Origin of the sequence: Streptomyces sp. 2A115 (genome assembly GCF_052245575.1) — a bacterium.
In the GTDB taxonomy this organism is placed as follows: Bacteria; Actinomycetota; Actinomycetes; order Streptomycetales; family Streptomycetaceae; genus Streptomyces.
On the sequence record NZ_JBQQCG010000041.1, the window covers coordinates 80354 to 96278 of the forward strand.

Annotated in this window: 12 protein-coding genes and 3 pseudogenes; 8 read left to right on the forward strand and 7 right to left on the reverse strand. The window is 67.6% G+C overall.

Annotated features, from left to right (window positions below; translation table 11 throughout):
- Window positions 1–233: 233 nt before the first annotated feature.
- From ACTWQR_RS30860 to ACTWQR_RS30880, 5 genes are read left to right on the forward strand one after another with little or no spacing between them, the layout of a single operon-like run.
- Complete coding sequence (locus ACTWQR_RS30860) at window positions 234–1526, forward strand: helix-turn-helix domain-containing protein (RefSeq protein ID WP_443230489.1); 1293 nt, start codon at window positions 234–236, stop codon at window positions 1524–1526.
- 13 nt (window positions 1527–1539) lie between these two features.
- Window positions 1540–2295 (forward strand): toll/interleukin-1 receptor domain-containing protein, encoded by a 756-nt coding sequence (locus ACTWQR_RS30865; protein ID WP_443230490.1) that lies wholly within the window; start codon window positions 1540–1542, stop codon window positions 2293–2295.
- Window positions 2292–4286, forward strand: a complete 1995-nt coding sequence (locus tag ACTWQR_RS30870; RefSeq protein ID WP_443230491.1) for a hypothetical protein — start codon at window positions 2292–2294, stop codon at window positions 4284–4286. Before ACTWQR_RS30865 ends, ACTWQR_RS30870 begins: the two co-directional genes overlap by 4 nt.
- Window positions 4283–5371 (forward strand): hypothetical protein, encoded by a 1089-nt coding sequence (locus ACTWQR_RS30875; RefSeq protein WP_443230492.1) that lies wholly within the window; start codon window positions 4283–4285, stop codon window positions 5369–5371. The genes ACTWQR_RS30870 and ACTWQR_RS30875 overlap by 4 nt, the downstream gene beginning before the upstream one ends.
- A gap of 9 nt (window positions 5372–5380) precedes the next feature.
- Window positions 5381–5830 (forward strand): hypothetical protein, encoded by a 450-nt coding sequence (locus ACTWQR_RS30880; RefSeq protein WP_443230493.1) that lies wholly within the window; start codon window positions 5381–5383, stop codon window positions 5828–5830.
- Window positions 5831–6251: 421 nt separating this feature from the next.
- Here ACTWQR_RS30880 and ACTWQR_RS30885 read toward each other — a convergent pair.
- Window positions 6252–6747 (reverse strand): annotated as a pseudogene (locus ACTWQR_RS30885) (ISAzo13-like element transposase-related protein); the annotation flags it as partial.
- A gap of 111 nt (window positions 6748–6858) precedes the next feature.
- Between ACTWQR_RS30885 and ACTWQR_RS30890 the strand changes: the two are divergent.
- Entirely contained in the window at window positions 6859–8550 is a 1692-nt protein-coding gene (locus ACTWQR_RS30890) for an ISAzo13 family transposase (RefSeq protein ID WP_443230494.1), read from the forward strand.
- Window positions 8551–8654: 104 nt separating this feature from the next.
- On the opposite strand, the pseudogene ACTWQR_RS30895 reads toward ACTWQR_RS30890, so the two are convergent.
- The 6 genes and pseudogenes from ACTWQR_RS30895 to ACTWQR_RS30920 all read right to left on the reverse strand — a co-directional run.
- A pseudogene (locus ACTWQR_RS30895) lies at window positions 8655–9407 on the reverse strand (helix-turn-helix domain-containing protein); the annotation flags it as partial.
- Window positions 9368–10102, reverse strand: coding sequence for a transposase family protein (locus ACTWQR_RS30900; protein WP_443230495.1), 735 nt, complete (start codon window positions 10100–10102; stop codon window positions 9368–9370). The pseudogene ACTWQR_RS30895 and the gene ACTWQR_RS30900, both read right to left, overlap by 40 nt.
- Before the next feature lie 53 nt (window positions 10103–10155).
- Complete coding sequence (locus tag ACTWQR_RS30905) at window positions 10156–10416, reverse strand: hypothetical protein (protein WP_443230496.1); 261 nt, start codon at window positions 10414–10416, stop codon at window positions 10156–10158.
- Window positions 10417–10884: 468 nt separating this feature from the next.
- Entirely contained in the window at window positions 10885–11571 is a 687-nt protein-coding gene (locus tag ACTWQR_RS30910) for a response regulator transcription factor (RefSeq protein ID WP_443230497.1), read from the reverse strand.
- Window positions 11535–12656, reverse strand: a complete 1122-nt coding sequence (locus tag ACTWQR_RS30915) for a hypothetical protein (protein ID WP_443230498.1) — start codon at window positions 12654–12656, stop codon at window positions 11535–11537. The genes ACTWQR_RS30910 and ACTWQR_RS30915 overlap by 37 nt, the downstream gene beginning before the upstream one ends.
- Window positions 12653–13660: a sensor histidine kinase gene (locus ACTWQR_RS30920; RefSeq protein WP_443230499.1), complete on the reverse strand. Its 1008-nt coding sequence runs from the start codon at window positions 13658–13660 to the stop codon at window positions 12653–12655. Before ACTWQR_RS30920 ends, ACTWQR_RS30915 begins: the two co-directional genes overlap by 4 nt.
- A gap of 553 nt (window positions 13661–14213) precedes the next feature.
- Between ACTWQR_RS30920 and ACTWQR_RS30925 the strand changes: the two genes are divergently transcribed.
- Window positions 14214–15086: an esterase/lipase family protein gene (locus tag ACTWQR_RS30925; protein WP_443230500.1), complete on the forward strand. Its 873-nt coding sequence runs from the start codon at window positions 14214–14216 to the stop codon at window positions 15084–15086.
- A 375-nt stretch (window positions 15087–15461) separates the two neighbouring features.
- A pseudogene (locus ACTWQR_RS30930) lies at window positions 15462–15680 on the forward strand (AfsR/SARP family transcriptional regulator); the annotation flags it as partial.
- Window positions 15681–15925 lie beyond the last annotated feature (245 nt).

The window sequence follows — 15925 nt, forward strand, 5'->3', positions numbered from 1 at the left end:
GGTCGACCGGCAGCTGCCAGCCCGCAGCGAGGCTGTGCCGCGCCAAGCGGGATCGGCCTGTTGCCACGCCCGGCTCTGCGACCGGCACAAGTTCAGCCCCCGCGCATGCTGCGCCCCGCCGTCGGAGAAGGAAACGGGAAACAGCATCGATCGCCTTGTCCGCCCGGGAGGGGCTACCGCACTCTTTCGTGCAGCACCAACCCGGTCTGGGTGGATGGGCTTTGGAGGTTTCCGTGCCACAGTCGTCCACCGAGTTCGGCGAGGAGCTGAGGAAGCGGCGTCTGGAGGCCGGACTGAGCCTCACGGCCTTGTCCGGTGCCGTGCATTACAGCAAGGCGCAGTTGAGCAAAGTCGAGCGGGGAATCAAAGCACCCAGCCGTGATCTCGCTCGGCTGTGCGACGCCGCCCTAGGTGCCGACGGAGCGCTGATTGCGCTGGCCGCGCAGGCCGCTCCTGACGTACCTGCTGAACCAGCACCCGGCCACATCGACGAGGAGGACTGGATCATGCAGTTGTCGCCAGACGGTCCGAACCGGTTCCAGTCCCTGGGGCGGCGAGAGGTCGTGGGCGCCGGCGTCGCATCATTGATGACATGGCGATCGGACGGATCCGGCCCGGTCTCCCCGGCATCGTGTGCGGGCATGCTGGAAGTCTCCAGCTCGCTGTTCACGCACTACCGGAGACTCGGCCAGACTGTGGACCCCGGCCTGCTCCTGCCCGTCCTGATCGCGCAGACGCACACTCTGCGGGAACTGTCCGCTCAGACCGACGCCGACACCCGCCAGCAGTTGCTGGCCCTCGGCTCCCGGTACGCCGAGTATGTCGGCTGGCTGGTGCAGGAAACCGGAGACGACCGTGCGGCACTGTGGTGGACGCAGCGCGCGGTCGACCTGGCAGCAGCCGGCGGTGACCAGGCACTGGCCGGCTACGCGCTGGTCCGAAGGGCCTTGGTCACCTTGTACCGGGACGACGCTGAGCACACCATCAGCCTGGCCCGCCGCGCGCAGAGCGGCCGACTGCCACCACGCATCCGGGGGCTGGCCGCACAACGCGAAGCCCAAGGGCACGCACTCGCGGGGAATCTCAATTCCTGTCTGCGTGCCCTGGAGCGCGCTCGTACGCTCCTCGCCCGCGAGGACGACAGCTCCGACGGGCCGGTGATTGGCACAATGCACCTTCCCGACCTGGTCGGCATGGTGACCGGCTGGTGCCTCGTCGATCTCGGCCGGCCTCGGGAAGCGAGCGAGGAACTCGATCGGCAACTCGCCGTGGTCAGCCAGGACGCAGTGCGTACGCAGGTGCGGTACGGCGTGCGCCGTGCGCTCGCCCATGCGTCCGCCGGCGAGATAGACCACGCGTGTGCGCTGACGACACAGCTGCTCGACGGCCTGGCGGCAGTACGGTCAGCGACCGTCACGACCGACCTACGGCGTCTCGCCCGGGTCCTGGCTCGCCATTCGAACCACCCTTCCGTACGAGAGCTCGGACCGCGGCTCGGCACGTTATCGCGCTCGTCCACTTCCTAAGGGGGACATCACCGTGAAAGAGGTCTTCATCAACTACCGCACAGGCGACGGGGAGAAGACCGCAGCCCTGATCGACCAGGAACTGTCGCGACGCTTCGGCCCGCAGCACATCTTCCGTGCATCGAGGTCCATCGCCCCCGGCGAGGCCTACCCTGAGTCCCTATTGGCCGCGCTGCGACGCAGTTGCCTCCTTCTGACCGTGATCGGGCCGGACTGGACGAACTTCCGAACGAGGCTGCACGACTCGAAGGACTGGGTGCGCAGGGAGATCGAGGAGGCGTTCAGCTGTGAGCTTCCGGTCGTACCCATTCTGGACGGACGGAAGACCAACCGGCTGAGCACGGCCGATCTGCCGCCCGAACTCGCGCGGCTCGCCGACCTCCAGTCCATTCCGTTCGACACCCATGACACCGAGAGCGGTATCAGACGCATCGGTGACCTGGTCGCCGAGATGGTTCCCGGGCTGGACGACCTGGCCCGAGCCGACGAGACGTCGCCCGCGTCGGACACCGTCACCAACTCGATCGGAGACGCGAGCGGAACGGCCGTACAGACCCGTGACTTCACCGGAGACGTCGGCGGCACCGTTGTTAAGGGCTCTCAAGGCCCTGTCCACACGGGCAACGGCAGCATCTACCAGAACTCCCGTCACGTATCGGGCGATCGGCACTTCTCGGGGAACGGGATGACGTACTTCGAGGGCGACAACCACGGCAACGTCCAGCATCGGTTCGGTGAGTCGGATCGGCGCGAGGACGATGGCCGGTGAACCAGCAGGGCAGTACACGAGTCGAGAACCCACAGGGCTTCATACACACCGGTGCCGGCAACATCTACGTCAACGGCGGCGCACACCTGCAGGACTCGGACAAGCCAGCCTTCCGACGCGTCGCCGAAGACCAACTCCGTCGGTTGCGACGCGTGTTGGTCGACCCGCCCGGCATGGGCAAGGCCCGCGCGATGCTCGCCGACACCGGCACCGTCATCCTGGACGGTGATCCTGGCAGCGGGCGTACTTCTGCGGCCCGCGTACTACTGCGGGAGTGCCGCCAGGACAGTGGCGTTTTCCACGAACTTCTGCCCGGCGAGGAGGGCGAACTGGCCCTCCATGACCCTGCGCTGGTCGGAAATGGTGACCAGTTGATGCTGGATCTGTCCGGCGCCGACGACCACCAGTGGTCCGCGGCACGGGCCGACCTTCCCGCGCTCCGCAAGTCCGTACACGAACAGCACGCACATCTTGTCGTCGTCATGCCGCACGACGGCATCCTCGATCCCGATCTCCAGTACTACCGGGTCGGTATCGGGCGGCCTCCAGGCCTGCAGGTTCTCAGACGGCACCTCCGTATACACGGCATGCCGTACGAGCAGTACATGCGGTCCGACGTCACCGTCGACGAGTTCGTGGGCGTGGAAAGACCGATGCGGGAGATCGCGGACTTCGCCGACCTGGTGCGCCGTGCCCGCGAGACCGCCCGGCCGGACGAAGAGTTCGCACAGTGGTGCGCGACCGCCAAGAGAGCACGCAATGACCGGCGGAAGGAAGTCGCCGCACGCGTCGCCGAATTGCGCGAGGCTCCTCAGCGGGCGCTGCTGATCACCGTCTCCATGCTCCACGGGGCACACGCCGATGTCATCCACCGCACCGCCCAGCTCTTACTGCACACTGTCGCTTCCCCATCGGATGGGGTCCCGCTCCTCCAGCACAAGGACCTCGCCGAGCGGCTCACGGAGATCTCAGCCGCTACCGGGCCGCGCGGGCACGTGCGCTTCACAGACTTGGACTACGACTCGGCCGTCCGCGCACATTTCTGGGACCACATGCCCGACCTGCGGCCCCACCTAGGCACATGGGCCGCAAGCATCGTGGACCTGAACGACGCGCACGTCACCCCTGCTGTTCGTGACGGTCTGGTGACGTGTCTGGCCGATCAGTACCTACGGACCGGGCGCGGAGACGGCCTGGCGTCTCTCGCTGAGCGTTGGAGCATCGAGGCGACGAGCAGAGCGCGGCTGGAAGCGGCTGTCCATGCGCTCACCTGTGGTCTTGAAGATCCGGCCCACGGCAGGGAGTTCCGCGAACGGATCTATCAGTGGTGTGCTTACCGTCGTCTCAGGGGCGAGTTCGCCCAGGTACTCGTCCGGATCTGCGCCGATGTCCTCGCGGCCAGCCATCCGGATCAGGCTCTGCTCAGGCTGTACTACCTGGCCCGGCGCGAGCGCGGCCCGGCGCCTGCGCTGCAGGCGTTGGACGACCTGCTGGCTGGCAGCCGCCGGCTGCGCCGAAGGCTCCTCGACCGCCTCGCGCGATACAGTCCCTCCCCGACCGACCTCGGCATCTTCCTGCGAATCTGCGATCCGGTGCCGCTGACGGATTCCTCCGAAACCTCACGCGCGCTGGTGGAGGAGAGAGAAGTGCAGCGCTCATTGACCACCTGCTGGCATGCGGTACTGGCCGGGCTGCCGCGGGCGACGTGGCAGCCGCACGCGGCACGTTGGCTCCACCGGGCGGCCGACGGCATCGGGCGCCGTGGTGAGCTTCTGCTCGACCTCCTCGTCAGCGCGGCCGAGCGGTGCGGGGAACGACGGGGTGAGGCCTTCGCCGCGCTGTACGCAAGCGCCCGAGATGCCGAGCGCACTGCCCCGGGAGGTCTCAAGCGCTCCGTCGAGACCACCGAATTGCTAATTCACAAGATCAGTGTGGCCCAGGGCCTCGGCCCAGCCACCCCGCCGCCGTCAGCCAGGGGGACTCAACCGTGACGACCGCACGAAAGACGACAACCCTCTTCCTCACCGTCTTATGCGGCCTGCTGCTGACCATCGTCGGTCTGACACAACGGTGGCCCGTGTGGACATGGCCGACGCTGGCCGTGCTCCTCCTCGTCCTCCCCGCAGCGGCCTTCCGCATCGCCTCACGACGCCGCGGCTCCATGCCGGTCAGCTTCGAAGAACAACGCACGGCGACCCCTGTAGAACGCACAGAGTGCCACGTCAGCCGAGTGGCACTGCCCAGCCACTGGGACGACTACAACTTCGTGTTCTCGGCGACCGTACGCTGGTATCTCCTCGACTCACCCGGAACCGGCCCCGTCCTCAATCCGGCAGGACTCGCCGTCGAAACGGTCCTGAACCGTGCCCGCGCCGTCACCGAGAGACGGGAACCGGGCCGAGCCTCACTCGTACAGCACGAACTCAGCGGTGTCCTCAGTCGTATGTGCCCGGACACCACCGGGCATTTGCAGGCGATGGCGGAAGACATCAGCCTCACCTTGCTCGAACAGGACCAGGAGCGCTTGGACAGACTCGCCGACGTGCGCAAGGACAAGGCAGTCTGGGAACACCAACGCAAGTACGAGCAGAGCAAGCGCCAGTACCTAGGCGAGGACGTGCTCAAGGACACCGGCAGCGCGGTGGTCTGGTGGCTCGCCAAGAACGACGAGCACGTGGAAAAGACGGTAGCGGACCTGGCCCTGCTCGCACAGCTCACATCCGCAGCCAATGACACGGACATCCCCGAGCGACTTCAGAACCTCCTCTCGCAGCGGCCCGGCGAGGGAATCGCTCCGGAAATCGTGGAGGCGGAACCGGCTCCCGCGTCGCAGGAACGGACGGCCACGGATCATCTCTCGGGCTTCTTCGACGCCATGGGCTTCACGGAGGGAGACGACCGGCGGGCGATGCTGGCCAAACAGGTCTCCGACATCATCACACAGCAGAACCGACACGAGACAGCCGAGGCCCTACGACGCCGGTTCGATCCGCCGACAGCCTTCACACCGAACAACGGTGATGAGCCGAATTCCTCCGCCGACGCACCCGATGAACCATCCCCATCCCCCATCTAGGAGAAGACGATGGACAGTGAGCTGGCCGCTCTAGCAGCGTCGGGAGCAACCACACTGGTTTCCCTCATGGTCACCGACTCCTGGACACACGCCCGTGAACTTGTCGCACGGTTCCTGGCACGTATCGGTTCGGACGCCACCGCAATCGCCGACATGGCCGACGCGAGGACCCGGCTGCTCACCGCCGACGATGCAGAGCACGAGCAGGCCATCAATGCCGTCAGAGCGCAATGGCAGGTCCGCCTACAACAGCTCGTCGAAACCGGGTCTGTCACCCGCGGCGAACTGCGCCTCCTACTGACCTCGTTGCAGCAGCTCGACGCTACCTCAGCGACGCAAGTTAGAACCGTGCACAACGACATCAACGGCGGCGTTCAGCACGGCCCCATCATCCAATCAGGCCGAATCGCAGGGCTTACCTTCCACGCCCACCAACCCCCAGCCCCCGAACAAGACTGAGCATTTTCAGTGTGGCCACGGTCGGGTGACTGGTCCCTCGGCCGCAACGCGCAGGGCTCCGGTGTCGTTGGAGGAGGTGTTCGAAGTCTCAATCCGTCGGCACAGGAGCCCTGTTGGTTCTCCATCCTGCCGTACTCGACCAAGGTCTTGGGCGGTTGGTGCGGCTCGGCTACCTGTCCCGAGTCGGCCGCCGTGCTGGTGGTGACAAGGGCGGAGCCGGGTCCTACGTCTACCAGCTCGGCCGCGCTGGGAGGGCTCCTCCTGGACGTTGACGGCCGCCTGATGCCCAACGTCAACAACCACGCCCTGGGGCGCAGCAGTAGCTACTACCTTGAAATTGATCTGGGGGCGGAACAGCCCGCCCGCACCGCCCCAACGGGGCCTTCCCGGATTCCAGTTCATCCGCACCCAACGACACCGTGCTGAAGCCTTCCTCGCGCAGCACGTCGGCGACGGTGTCGGCGGATATCCGGTGACCCTGGCGGGTGAGTTCGGCGGCCAGATGACGGGTGGACTTGGTCGTCCACCGCAACGGCGACATCGGATCACCCCGCACATCCGGCTCGACAAGGGCCAGCAGCGCCGGACGAAGTCCCAGGTCCAGATCGACCGTCCGCTTGCGGCCTCCGCCCACCCGGCGCAATGATCACCCACCCTGGCGGCAGCGAGGCCCGTGCGTTGCGCAGCTGGCGGGGGCCAGGGGAACGCCAAGACCATCGAAGGCCGGCAGCACCCCGACCGGGACGGCCAGTTGCCTCCCGCACCCCGGCGGCCCGGGCGACCAGCCTGATCCCGCCATGGCCGAGCGACCGGGCTTCCGCTCCTATCAGCAGACGCCGCTGCCGCTCGTCGAGATGCGGGAAGATCGCCTCAAACTTGGCTGCCAGAACTTCCCGTTGCCCCTCCGATGCGCCCATACCACGCCAACGAGTCGGCCAGCGGGAAGCTACGGGTTAATGCTCTGCGAGCCCTAAGGGCTTGCCGGGAAACAAGCCGTCGCTTCCGGCTCCGAGGCTCGTTGCCATGGTATGGGGAGTTCGGAGGGGATCGAGGCGGCCCTGGCCGCGAAGTTTGCGACGCTGTTCCCGCATCTTGACGAGCGGCAGCGGCGGCTGGCCATAGGAGCAGAAGCACGGTCGCTGGGCCATGGAGGCATCAGGCTCGTCGCGCGTGCGGCCGGAGTCCGGGAGGGAACCGTGTCGCGCGGGGTGACAGAACTGGAGTCCGGCGAGGCGCCGTTGGGACGGGTGCGCAGGTCCGGTGGGGGCCGCAAGCGTGCGGTGGACCTGGATCCGGGCCTTCGGCCCGCGTTGCTGGCCTTGGTGGAACCGGATGTACGCGGGGACCCGATGTCGCCGCTGCGCTGGACGACGAAGTCGACCCGGCAACTGGCTGCCGAGCTGACCCGGCAGGGGCACCGGGTCTCGGCGGACACCGTGGCGGCCGTGCTGCGCGAGGAGGGTTTCAGTCTCCAAGGCAACGCCAAGACCATCGAAGGTGCCCAACACCCGGACCGCGATGGCCAGTTCCGCTATATCAACGACCAGGCCAAGGACTTCCAGGCCGCCGGAGACCCGGTGATCAGCGTGGACACCAAGAAGAAGGAGCTGGTCGGCACCTACAAGAACGCCGGCCACGAGTGGCGTCGCGAAGGTGATCCGGTCCGGGTTCGCACCCACGACTTTCCCGATGCCGATCTGGGCAAGGCGGTCCCCTACGGGATCTACGACCTGACCGCGGACACGGGCTGGGTCAACGTCGGCACCGACCACGACACCGCGGCCTTCGCCGTCGCCTCCGTCCGCCGCTGGTGGCACGCGGTTGGGCGCGACACCTACCCGCGCTCGCACCGTCTGCTGATCACTGCGGACGCTGGCGGTTCCAACGGCTACCGCACCCGGGCCTGGAAGTTCGAGCTGGCCGCGCTGGCTGTCGAAACGGGCCTGGAGATCACCGTGTGTCACTTTCCTCCGGGCACATCTAAGTGGAACCGAATCGAGCACCGACTGTTCTCCCACATCACGATGAACTGGCGAGGCAGGCCGCTGACCAGCCATGAAGTCATCGTGAACAGCATCGCAGCGACCACCACCCGCACGGGACTGACAGTCCGCGCCGAACTCGACACCGCCCTCTACGAGACCGGCGTCCGCATCAGTGACGGGCAGCTGAACGCCCTGCCACTGAGCCGCCATGACTGGCACAGCGACTGGAACTACACCCTCCACCCCCAGGAACACAGCCGGGACGGCGTCCTTCCGATCCCGCCCCAGAACGAAGCCGGCCCCGGCCGCGCCTGGCTGACCCATCCCGCCCTCACCGGCATCCCGCACGAGCAGTGGGACTCGCTGGTCACCGAGTTGGCAGCGGCCCGCGCGGCTCAACGGGAAGCAGACCTCCATCAGCGACGCGGCGGCGACCGGCAGAAGACACCTGCCGCTGGCCTCTACACCGGCCGACGCCCCGGCCTCACCCTCGTCGACCGGCTCCTGGCCACCATCCTCTACCAGAGGTTCAAACTCCCCCAGGTCGTCATCGCCCCGCTCTTCACCGTGACACCCGTGACCCTCAACCGGGCCATCAGTCAAACCCGCCGGCTCCTCCACGACATCGGACACGCCATCAAACCCGCCGAGACCCAACTGGCCACCCTCGACGATCTCACCGACCTCACCACACACCTCGGCATCCCCAAACCGGAGATCAAAACGGCGAGTTAATGATCGGCAAGCCCTTAACTACCCGGCCTTGGGTCAAGGCCCCCGAGGCCGGCGGCCCTCTTGCAGGACCGCAGAAAACATATCGGGGGTGGCTCGGTAGCCGCTCATTGGGTGGGGCGGCTGTGGTGCTGGTCGCGCCAGGCCCGGGGGGAGATCCCGTAGGCCAGCTTGAACATCTTGCTGAAGTGGGTTGCGTTGACAAAGCCCCAGCTCCGCCCGATCGCCGCGATGGTCCGCTGTCTGCCGTTCGGACCGGCCAGCTCCCGTCGGCATTCGGCCAGCCGGTGGGACCTGATCCACTCCCCGAAACTGATCCCGGCCCGGCCCAGCACCGCGTACAGATGACGGACCGAGATGCCGTGCACGGCGGCGACCCGCGCGGCCGACAGATCGGGGTCGGCCAGGTGCGCCCGCAGGTACCCGGTGATCCGCAGACCGAGTGTGGCCTCCAGCGGAGCCCTGGCCCCGGTGGCGTCACCGAGCTGGGACACCGCGGCGGCGTGCAGGAGTTCGATGCTCGGTGCCACGATCGCTTCGGCGTACGGGGCCTCGGCCAGCTCCTCGCTGACGGCCAAGCGCAGGAAGTGGTGGGCGAAGGCGAGCTGCGCGATCGGGTTGCCGCGGCCGAGGGAGACCGCGGAGATGTCACGCAGCACCCGCTCGGGCAGGGCGAGCCCGTCGCGCGGGACGCGGATGAAGTGGTGATCGACTCCCCCGGCGAAGAGCAACGTGTAGGGAGCGGTCGATTCGTAGACGGCGAAGTCCCCCGGCCGCAGGACGCTCTGCCGCCCGTGCTGCACCACCAGGCTGGTGCCCGTCACCTGGAGGCCGACGAAGACCGCGGGCTCGTCGTCGTCCTCGGTCCCCTGGACAGCTTCTGGCCTCGCGTCAGGGGCCGGTTCCGGGCGGTCTTGTAGCCGGTGATCACCGCCGGGTCGGCGTTGGGGCCGCCGTCGTCGAGGCCGACGAATCCCAGGTCGGCGATGGCTCCGAGCCCGACTTCCCGCAGTTTCCGGGTGAGCTTGTCGTGCCGGCAGGCGGTGATCTCCGAGGTGCGCCCGGGGCGGGCCGCCGAGATCCACAGCAGTCGGCCCCGGTCGTCGGTGAGGGCGATCACGAGCAGGCCGTGGCATTTGTTCTTGCCGGAGTAGTTCTTCCGGTTCTCCTTCCCGGTTCTGCGCCGGGTACGGATCACTGATCCGTCCAGCAGTACGATGCCGCCACCCATTCGGGCGATCTTCTTCAGAGCCCGGTCCAGGCGTGGGGCGCGGGCGGCGAGCAGGCCGACGATCTCCCGGACCCATCGGGTCACCGTGGTGCGGTGTACTCCGTTGCCGCCGGCCAGGTCGCCGGGCCGCTGGTCACAGCGCAGCACCGCGAGCACGATGGTGGCGATCTTCCCCGCGGGCAGGGCCCGCCACCGCGAGCCGATCTTCTTCAGGTGGCCGCGTACCAGACTGGCGAGCCAGTTCAGGGTGGCACTCGACAGCGGCAGGCGTGCGGTGTAGACAAGGCCGTCAGGGCCCTCGGCGAGAGGGTTGTTTTTCTTCACACCAAACTCAACTGCTGTCGGGGGCGCGTCAGTTATGGGCGCGCCCCGCGCGACTACGGACATGCGGTGAACCGCCCGTCGCCCCGCTTGTGCAGCCAGCCGCGGTCGGCGAGCTTGGTCATCTTCGCACGCAAGGGTTCCAGCTTGCCGCGCACCGAGGCGTCCAGACCCAGCCACTCGCCGACTGCCCTGACCTGCACCGGGCCGTCGGCCTCCCGCACGATCGCCAGGATCTTGCGGTAGTCGCCGGGCAGCGCGCCCTCGTCGGCCGCGTCGCTGCGGTGCGGGATGAGCAGGACTGCCCGTCCGGCCACCTGCGCCGGTACCGGAGCGACAGCCCCGGCGTCGGCCCCGGGCCTGTTCGGCCAGGCGGTTCAACACCCGCTCCGCGACCGCCAGTTCATTCCGCTCGGCCTGGACCTCCTGGAGTTGCTTGGCCAACTCCTCGGCGAGGGCGTCCAGTTCGCTCCGGCGGGCCGTGATCCACTGCCGTTCCTGCATCTCCCGCGCCCTCCCGCGTTCTCACGGCGTGTCGACCTGCTGACGGACGTAGGCGGGGGTCGGTCGTGGGCGCAGCCGAACTCGGCATCCCGCCGGAGCCGGACCTGCCCGACGATCTACGCCATGGTCATCGGCCGCGGACCGGCACGAGTACCCAACTCGTCATTCACGCCAGACCTGTGACCTGCGACTTCACGATGCATATTGCCCAGTAACTGTGGTCCTGACACGGAGGCACCTCGCGGTAGAGGTAGGGATCGCACGGGTGGCCTTCGGGGCGGTCAGCCCCCGCCAGCCGCGGCTGACTCGTAGCCTGTGATGTCGTCGGGCTTCACCAAGCCGTCCTCGATCGCGCGGGCCAGCATGTCTGCCTTCGTCGGTGCGTTTCTGCCGACCTGTGCGTACTTGACTCTCGCCCGGCGGATGTACACGTCCACGGTGTGGACCGATACACCCATGCGCCGGGCGACCGAGGCCTTCGACATGGACTGGAACCACCACAGCAGAGCGGTACGTTCCTGCGAGGACAGCTGGGGCCTGTTCGCGCCGCGATCACCCACGAGGACACCCGCGGCCGTCGGGGTGACGTACGGCCTGTCTCCCGCCGCCGCCAGCACCGCGTTCACCAGGTGCGCCCGTCCCTCGTTCTTCGCGACGAACTCGCACGCTCCGGCCTCCAGCGATTCGAGCACCACTCGCTGCTCGGTGAACTGCGAGAAGGCGATGACCCGTTGGCCGGCCGCAGCCAGTGTGGCGACAGCGTCGATGGCGAGTCTGCCGTGCAGATTCAGATCGAGAATGAGGACATCCGCGACGCCGGGCGGCACATCGGCGGTTTCGCCTGTGTACACCACCGAGATGCGCGGCTCCTCGGACAACCAAGTCTGAATGCCTTCGATGACGACCGGGTGATCGTCGGTGATGGCAACGGTCAGCGAGCCGGTCGCACCGGATATCGGGTCTCCCACCACAACTGGTCCCCCTCCTGGTCGCACAGGAAGGACACGGCAAGCAGGCTCGGCGGTTCCACGACCGTCTCCGGCGGGGCGTCGGCCACCACACTCACCGCAACCTCCTCCGGCGTCGCCAGCAGAGTAACCCGCGCCTCGGTGGCTGCGGCGGCTAGGACCAGCAGGGCCCCTTCCGCCAGTTCCCGGCGGACGGATGTCGGCAGCGCGGGCAGGTCTCCGTAGCTCAGCAGGGTGACGCGTACCCCGCGCCGCTCGGCGATGTCGGCACACGCCCGCAGTTCGTGCAGGAGCGGGTGCGGGGTATCGTCCGTCTCCGCAAACAGCCTCCGCAAGCGTGCCGCCTCCACGGCGGCGCGTTGGCGTACGACGGCGTCCCCCGGGTCCAGTCGGCGTTCAGTCAGACCACGCAGTAGCGGTTCCACTCTGCCGCGCAGATGCTCGTATCGGCGCCGGCGCTCGGTGTGCACGGTCTCGTCGGCGGTGGCACGGGCGAGGTGCTCCGCGTGTGCCGCGGCGGCCTCGGTGGCTTCCCTGGCACCGCTATTGAGCTGCCGGGCCAGGTACGCGAAGGTCAGCTGGATACCGGCGGTGGTGTAGGTCGCGGCCAGCAGACGGGAGACGGTGACGTGGTCAAGCGCGCCGTCGGCGGCCAGGAAGCCCGCCGTGACGGCCGTGTTGGCGCCGAGCAGGGTGATCAGCTCCCACAGGGGACGCTGCAGCAGAAGCAGCACGCCGAACCAGCCCACGGTGTTCCACGCCCAGCTCACGTCGCCGATCGCTGCGCCCGGCGGGTACGTGGCGGTGGCGACGACGCCGCTGATCAGCGCCGCCCCGGCCAGCATTCGCGCGGTGTGCGCGCTGAGCGCGGAACGCAGCAGCAGGACGGAACCGGCCGTCTGGATGACCACGAGGGCCAGCCATGCGCCCGCGGCGGCGACCTGCGGCTCGTACATCGGCCAGCCCCTGAGTACCAGCAGGGTGTCCAGACCCAGGTGCCAGACGCCCACGATCGCCACCACCCCGATACTGACGGCCTTGGCGAAGCGGGTGGCGACCACGCCCTCGACGACGCCGGTGCTCATGGCTCCCACCTCAGCACGACCCGGGTGCCGGCCCCGACGGACGAAACCACTCGGGCGCTGCCGCCCACGGCACGCATCCGGCCGTAGACCGATTCCCGCAGGCCGCGCCGGTGGGGGGGAACAGCCGCCGGGTCGAACCCGGCTCCGCTGTCGCGGACTTCGACGGTGGCGCCCTGCCCGAGGCGTCGGCCCGAGACCCGGGCGGCGCGGGTGTTCGCGTGCTGGGCCACGTTGGCCAGGGCCTCGGCGATCCCCTGCGAGAGGGCTTCCACGACCTGGTGGGGGAGGTCCAGCGGTGGCACGTCGAACTCGATGTCCAGTGATGGAAGGCCGACGCGGCGCGTCAGTACGGCAGTGCGCAGCCCGACATCCAGCGGCGCGGGGTCGTGCGCCACATCGCGTGCCACGCCGGGGTGTGCCCGCAGGGCTTCGATGACGGCCAAGTCGGCCGCGGCCCGTTCCGGCAGCGCGGCGGAGTCACGGGTGATGCTGCCGGTACCCACCATGGTGAGCGTGGCGAGCACGGTGTCGTGCAGCAGCCGCTGCTGGTCCAGCTCATCAGTGCGGACAGCGGACCGGGCCCGCGCGGAGGCACGCGCCGACGCCTCCTCGGACAGTGCGAGATCCGCCCGGCGCGCTCCATGTCGCAGCAGGACGGCGACAACGGCGGCGAGCAGCCCCTGGAGCACCAGGACGACGGAGGCCTCTCGTACCCCGGCGCCCATCGCGTGGGCCGCCGCGATGGCGAGCGCCGCGGCCATCGCCCAGGGCTGCCGCAGCGTGAACTGTGCGATGAAGACACCGGTGCCGGCAACCATGTCGATCCATCCGGAGCCCGCTGACGCTTCCAGGACCTCGGCCGGGACGAGCCTGCCGTGCGCCAGACAGAGCACCACAACGACGGCGGTGTCACCGGCACAGAGCCAGGGATACGGTCCCGGCCTGAACATCACAACGGTGAACAGGCCGCTCCACACCAGCAGTCCGACGACAGCGACGGCCACCCAGACGGAGCGTGCGGGCGGTGCGAAGCCGACCACAGCGACCAGGGCCGCTCCGACCGCACTGGTCGCCCTCAGGACCGCGGACAGGCGTGCGGACTTGCGCTGAAGCTGGTGTTGGGCGGGCCCCTGCGTCGACCCACCGCCTCCATCTGGCGAATTCCCGCCTCCGCCTGGCGAATTGAGGGTTTTGGCCGTATTCCCCATGGTGCTCCCCCTGTTACCCCCCGGGTACCGACGGAACCCGCCGCTCAACCTAAGTTACCGAGCGCGGCCAACGGGAGGTGTGCGCGGCATCTCGCCGCGTTGTCACGCGTTCGCGTGACATGCCCATCGCGAGTCCCGCCGTCTAGCCTTCAGAACCGGGACGCCCGGGGAGGGATCCGGGGTGTCATTCGAGGTTCGGCGGCCCTGTCCGTACGGGCGGCCAGTGATCCAGCACGTTCACTCTGATCGGACACCCGATCTCTACGAGTTCAACCTGATTACCCGGAGGGGTAGGGCCATGCGAAGATCCCGAAGTTCAACCACGCTGTTCCTCAGCGCACTTCTCGCCATGGCGATCACATTCGTGGCGGCTGCCCCGGCAAACGCCGCGCCGAGCCGGGAGAACGGCCCCGGCAAGGTGATCTTTGTGCACGGATTCGATCCCAGCGGCGCGGCGGCGACCAACTGCCGGGAGTATTGGGCGAGCGCGATCGCTTACTTCAAGTCGAACGAGTATGCAGACAACCAGCTGATCACGTACAGCTACTACAAGAATGAGTCGGGATCAAACGGCTGCACCACCCGGTTCAAGGACTCGAACGGCGATTACGGCACACGTGAAACGAGCCTCACGACGATAGCCAGGCATTTCGCCAACCGCGTCTACAACGCCTACTCCAGCTCCCCGTACGGCGGCCAGAAGGTCGACGTGGTCGCCCATTCCATGGGCGGCCTCGTGGTCCGCGCCGCGCTGTACCACGTCAAGAAGGGCAGCCCTGGCTTCCCGCCGTACCTCTACATCGAGGACGTTGTCACACTCGGCACTCCGCACAATGGGGCGAGCATGGGTCAGCTCACCCTGTGCGGCGCGTTCATGAATACTCCGCGGCAGTGCAATCAAATGGCTCCGGGCAGCGACTTCCTCGACGACCTTCCCCAGACTCCCAGCAAGTCGGCCATGGGAACGGACTGGACGGCGGTCTCGTCTTACGATGACACAACGGTCTCTGCGAGTTCCGGAACTTGGATCAGCGCGAATCACAAGCTCCAGTACGACGACAGCGGAGACAAGGCGATCAGTCACACCGCCCTGAAGAGCCACAAGAACTTCAAGTATCGCGGCCGATTCAAGGACGGTGGCGCAGCATGGTCTTCCTACGCCGACAGGATAGCGCCGGTTGTGAGGGCGCATAAGGCCGTGGTCCGCGAAGCCTCGCACTGACTTTGCCGCCGCCACCGCCCGGACACCACCCTGTGGAGTCCGGGCGGTGCGGGGGCGGGCGGTGGTCGTGGCGCTGAGGCTTCCCAGCGATCGGGACCTCGATGGTGGTGCCGCGAGGGTGGCCCGGGCCTTGCTGGTCCTCACGAACCGTGAAGTCGCCCGATGAACCGATGATCTTCACCAAAGTCACCTGCCAGCGACCAGCACGAGCTCCCGATGCCCACGCACACCAGCCCCGTGACCAGCAACTTCAGCTTGCACACCTCTCACTGCACGTCCGGTGTCCGGTTCCCGGATAGACCCACCGGGAGAGTTCGAGCAGATCGCCGGTGCCAGACGGAACGAGGCCGGTGAGCTGGCTTCGAAAGGTATGTCGTGACCGGAAACCTGGATATTCAGCTGCTGGGTCCCTTGACCGTATCAAGTGGTCATCAATTACTGCCGATCTCCGCTGCCAAGCAGAGAGCCGTCCTCGCCGTCCTGCTGCTGCGGGGCAACAAGGTCGTAGCCACCGATGATCTCATCGCGGCACTGTGGGACGAGGTACCGCCGACCACCGCGAAAGTCACGTTGCAGAACTACATCAGCAGACTGAGGAAGTTGTTCGGCAGCGTCGGCGAGTCGCGAATCCACACGGTCGAACCCGGGTACCGGATCGAACTCGGTCCCCAGGAACTGGACGTCCACCGCTTCGAGATACTGCACCACAAGGCAGCTTGGCGTTTAACGTGGGCGGGCTTGGTGTTCCTTGATCGACTCGGCGCGTTTGACGGTCTTGCCGACGTCGTGGTGCCTGGCTCGGTGCTTGTTCTTCGAGCCGGGAGGCCGTCCCGGGCCCG

Bases quoted from the DNA above. Each gene is read 5' to 3' on its own strand.
- ACTWQR_RS30880 (WP_443230493.1), top strand. From the start codon at position 5,381: ATGGACAGTGAGCTGGCCGCTCTAGCAGCGTCGGGAGCAACCACACTG.
- ACTWQR_RS30890 (WP_443230494.1), top strand. From the start codon at position 6,859: ATGGGGAGTTCGGAGGGGATCGAGGCGGCCCTGGCCGCGAAGTTTGCG.
- ACTWQR_RS30915 (WP_443230498.1), bottom strand. From the start codon at position 12,656: ATGAGCACCGGCGTCGTCGAGGGCGTGGTCGCCACCCGCTTCGCCAAG.
- ACTWQR_RS30925 (WP_443230500.1), top strand. From the start codon at position 14,214: ATGGCGATCACATTCGTGGCGGCTGCCCCGGCAAACGCCGCGCCGAGC.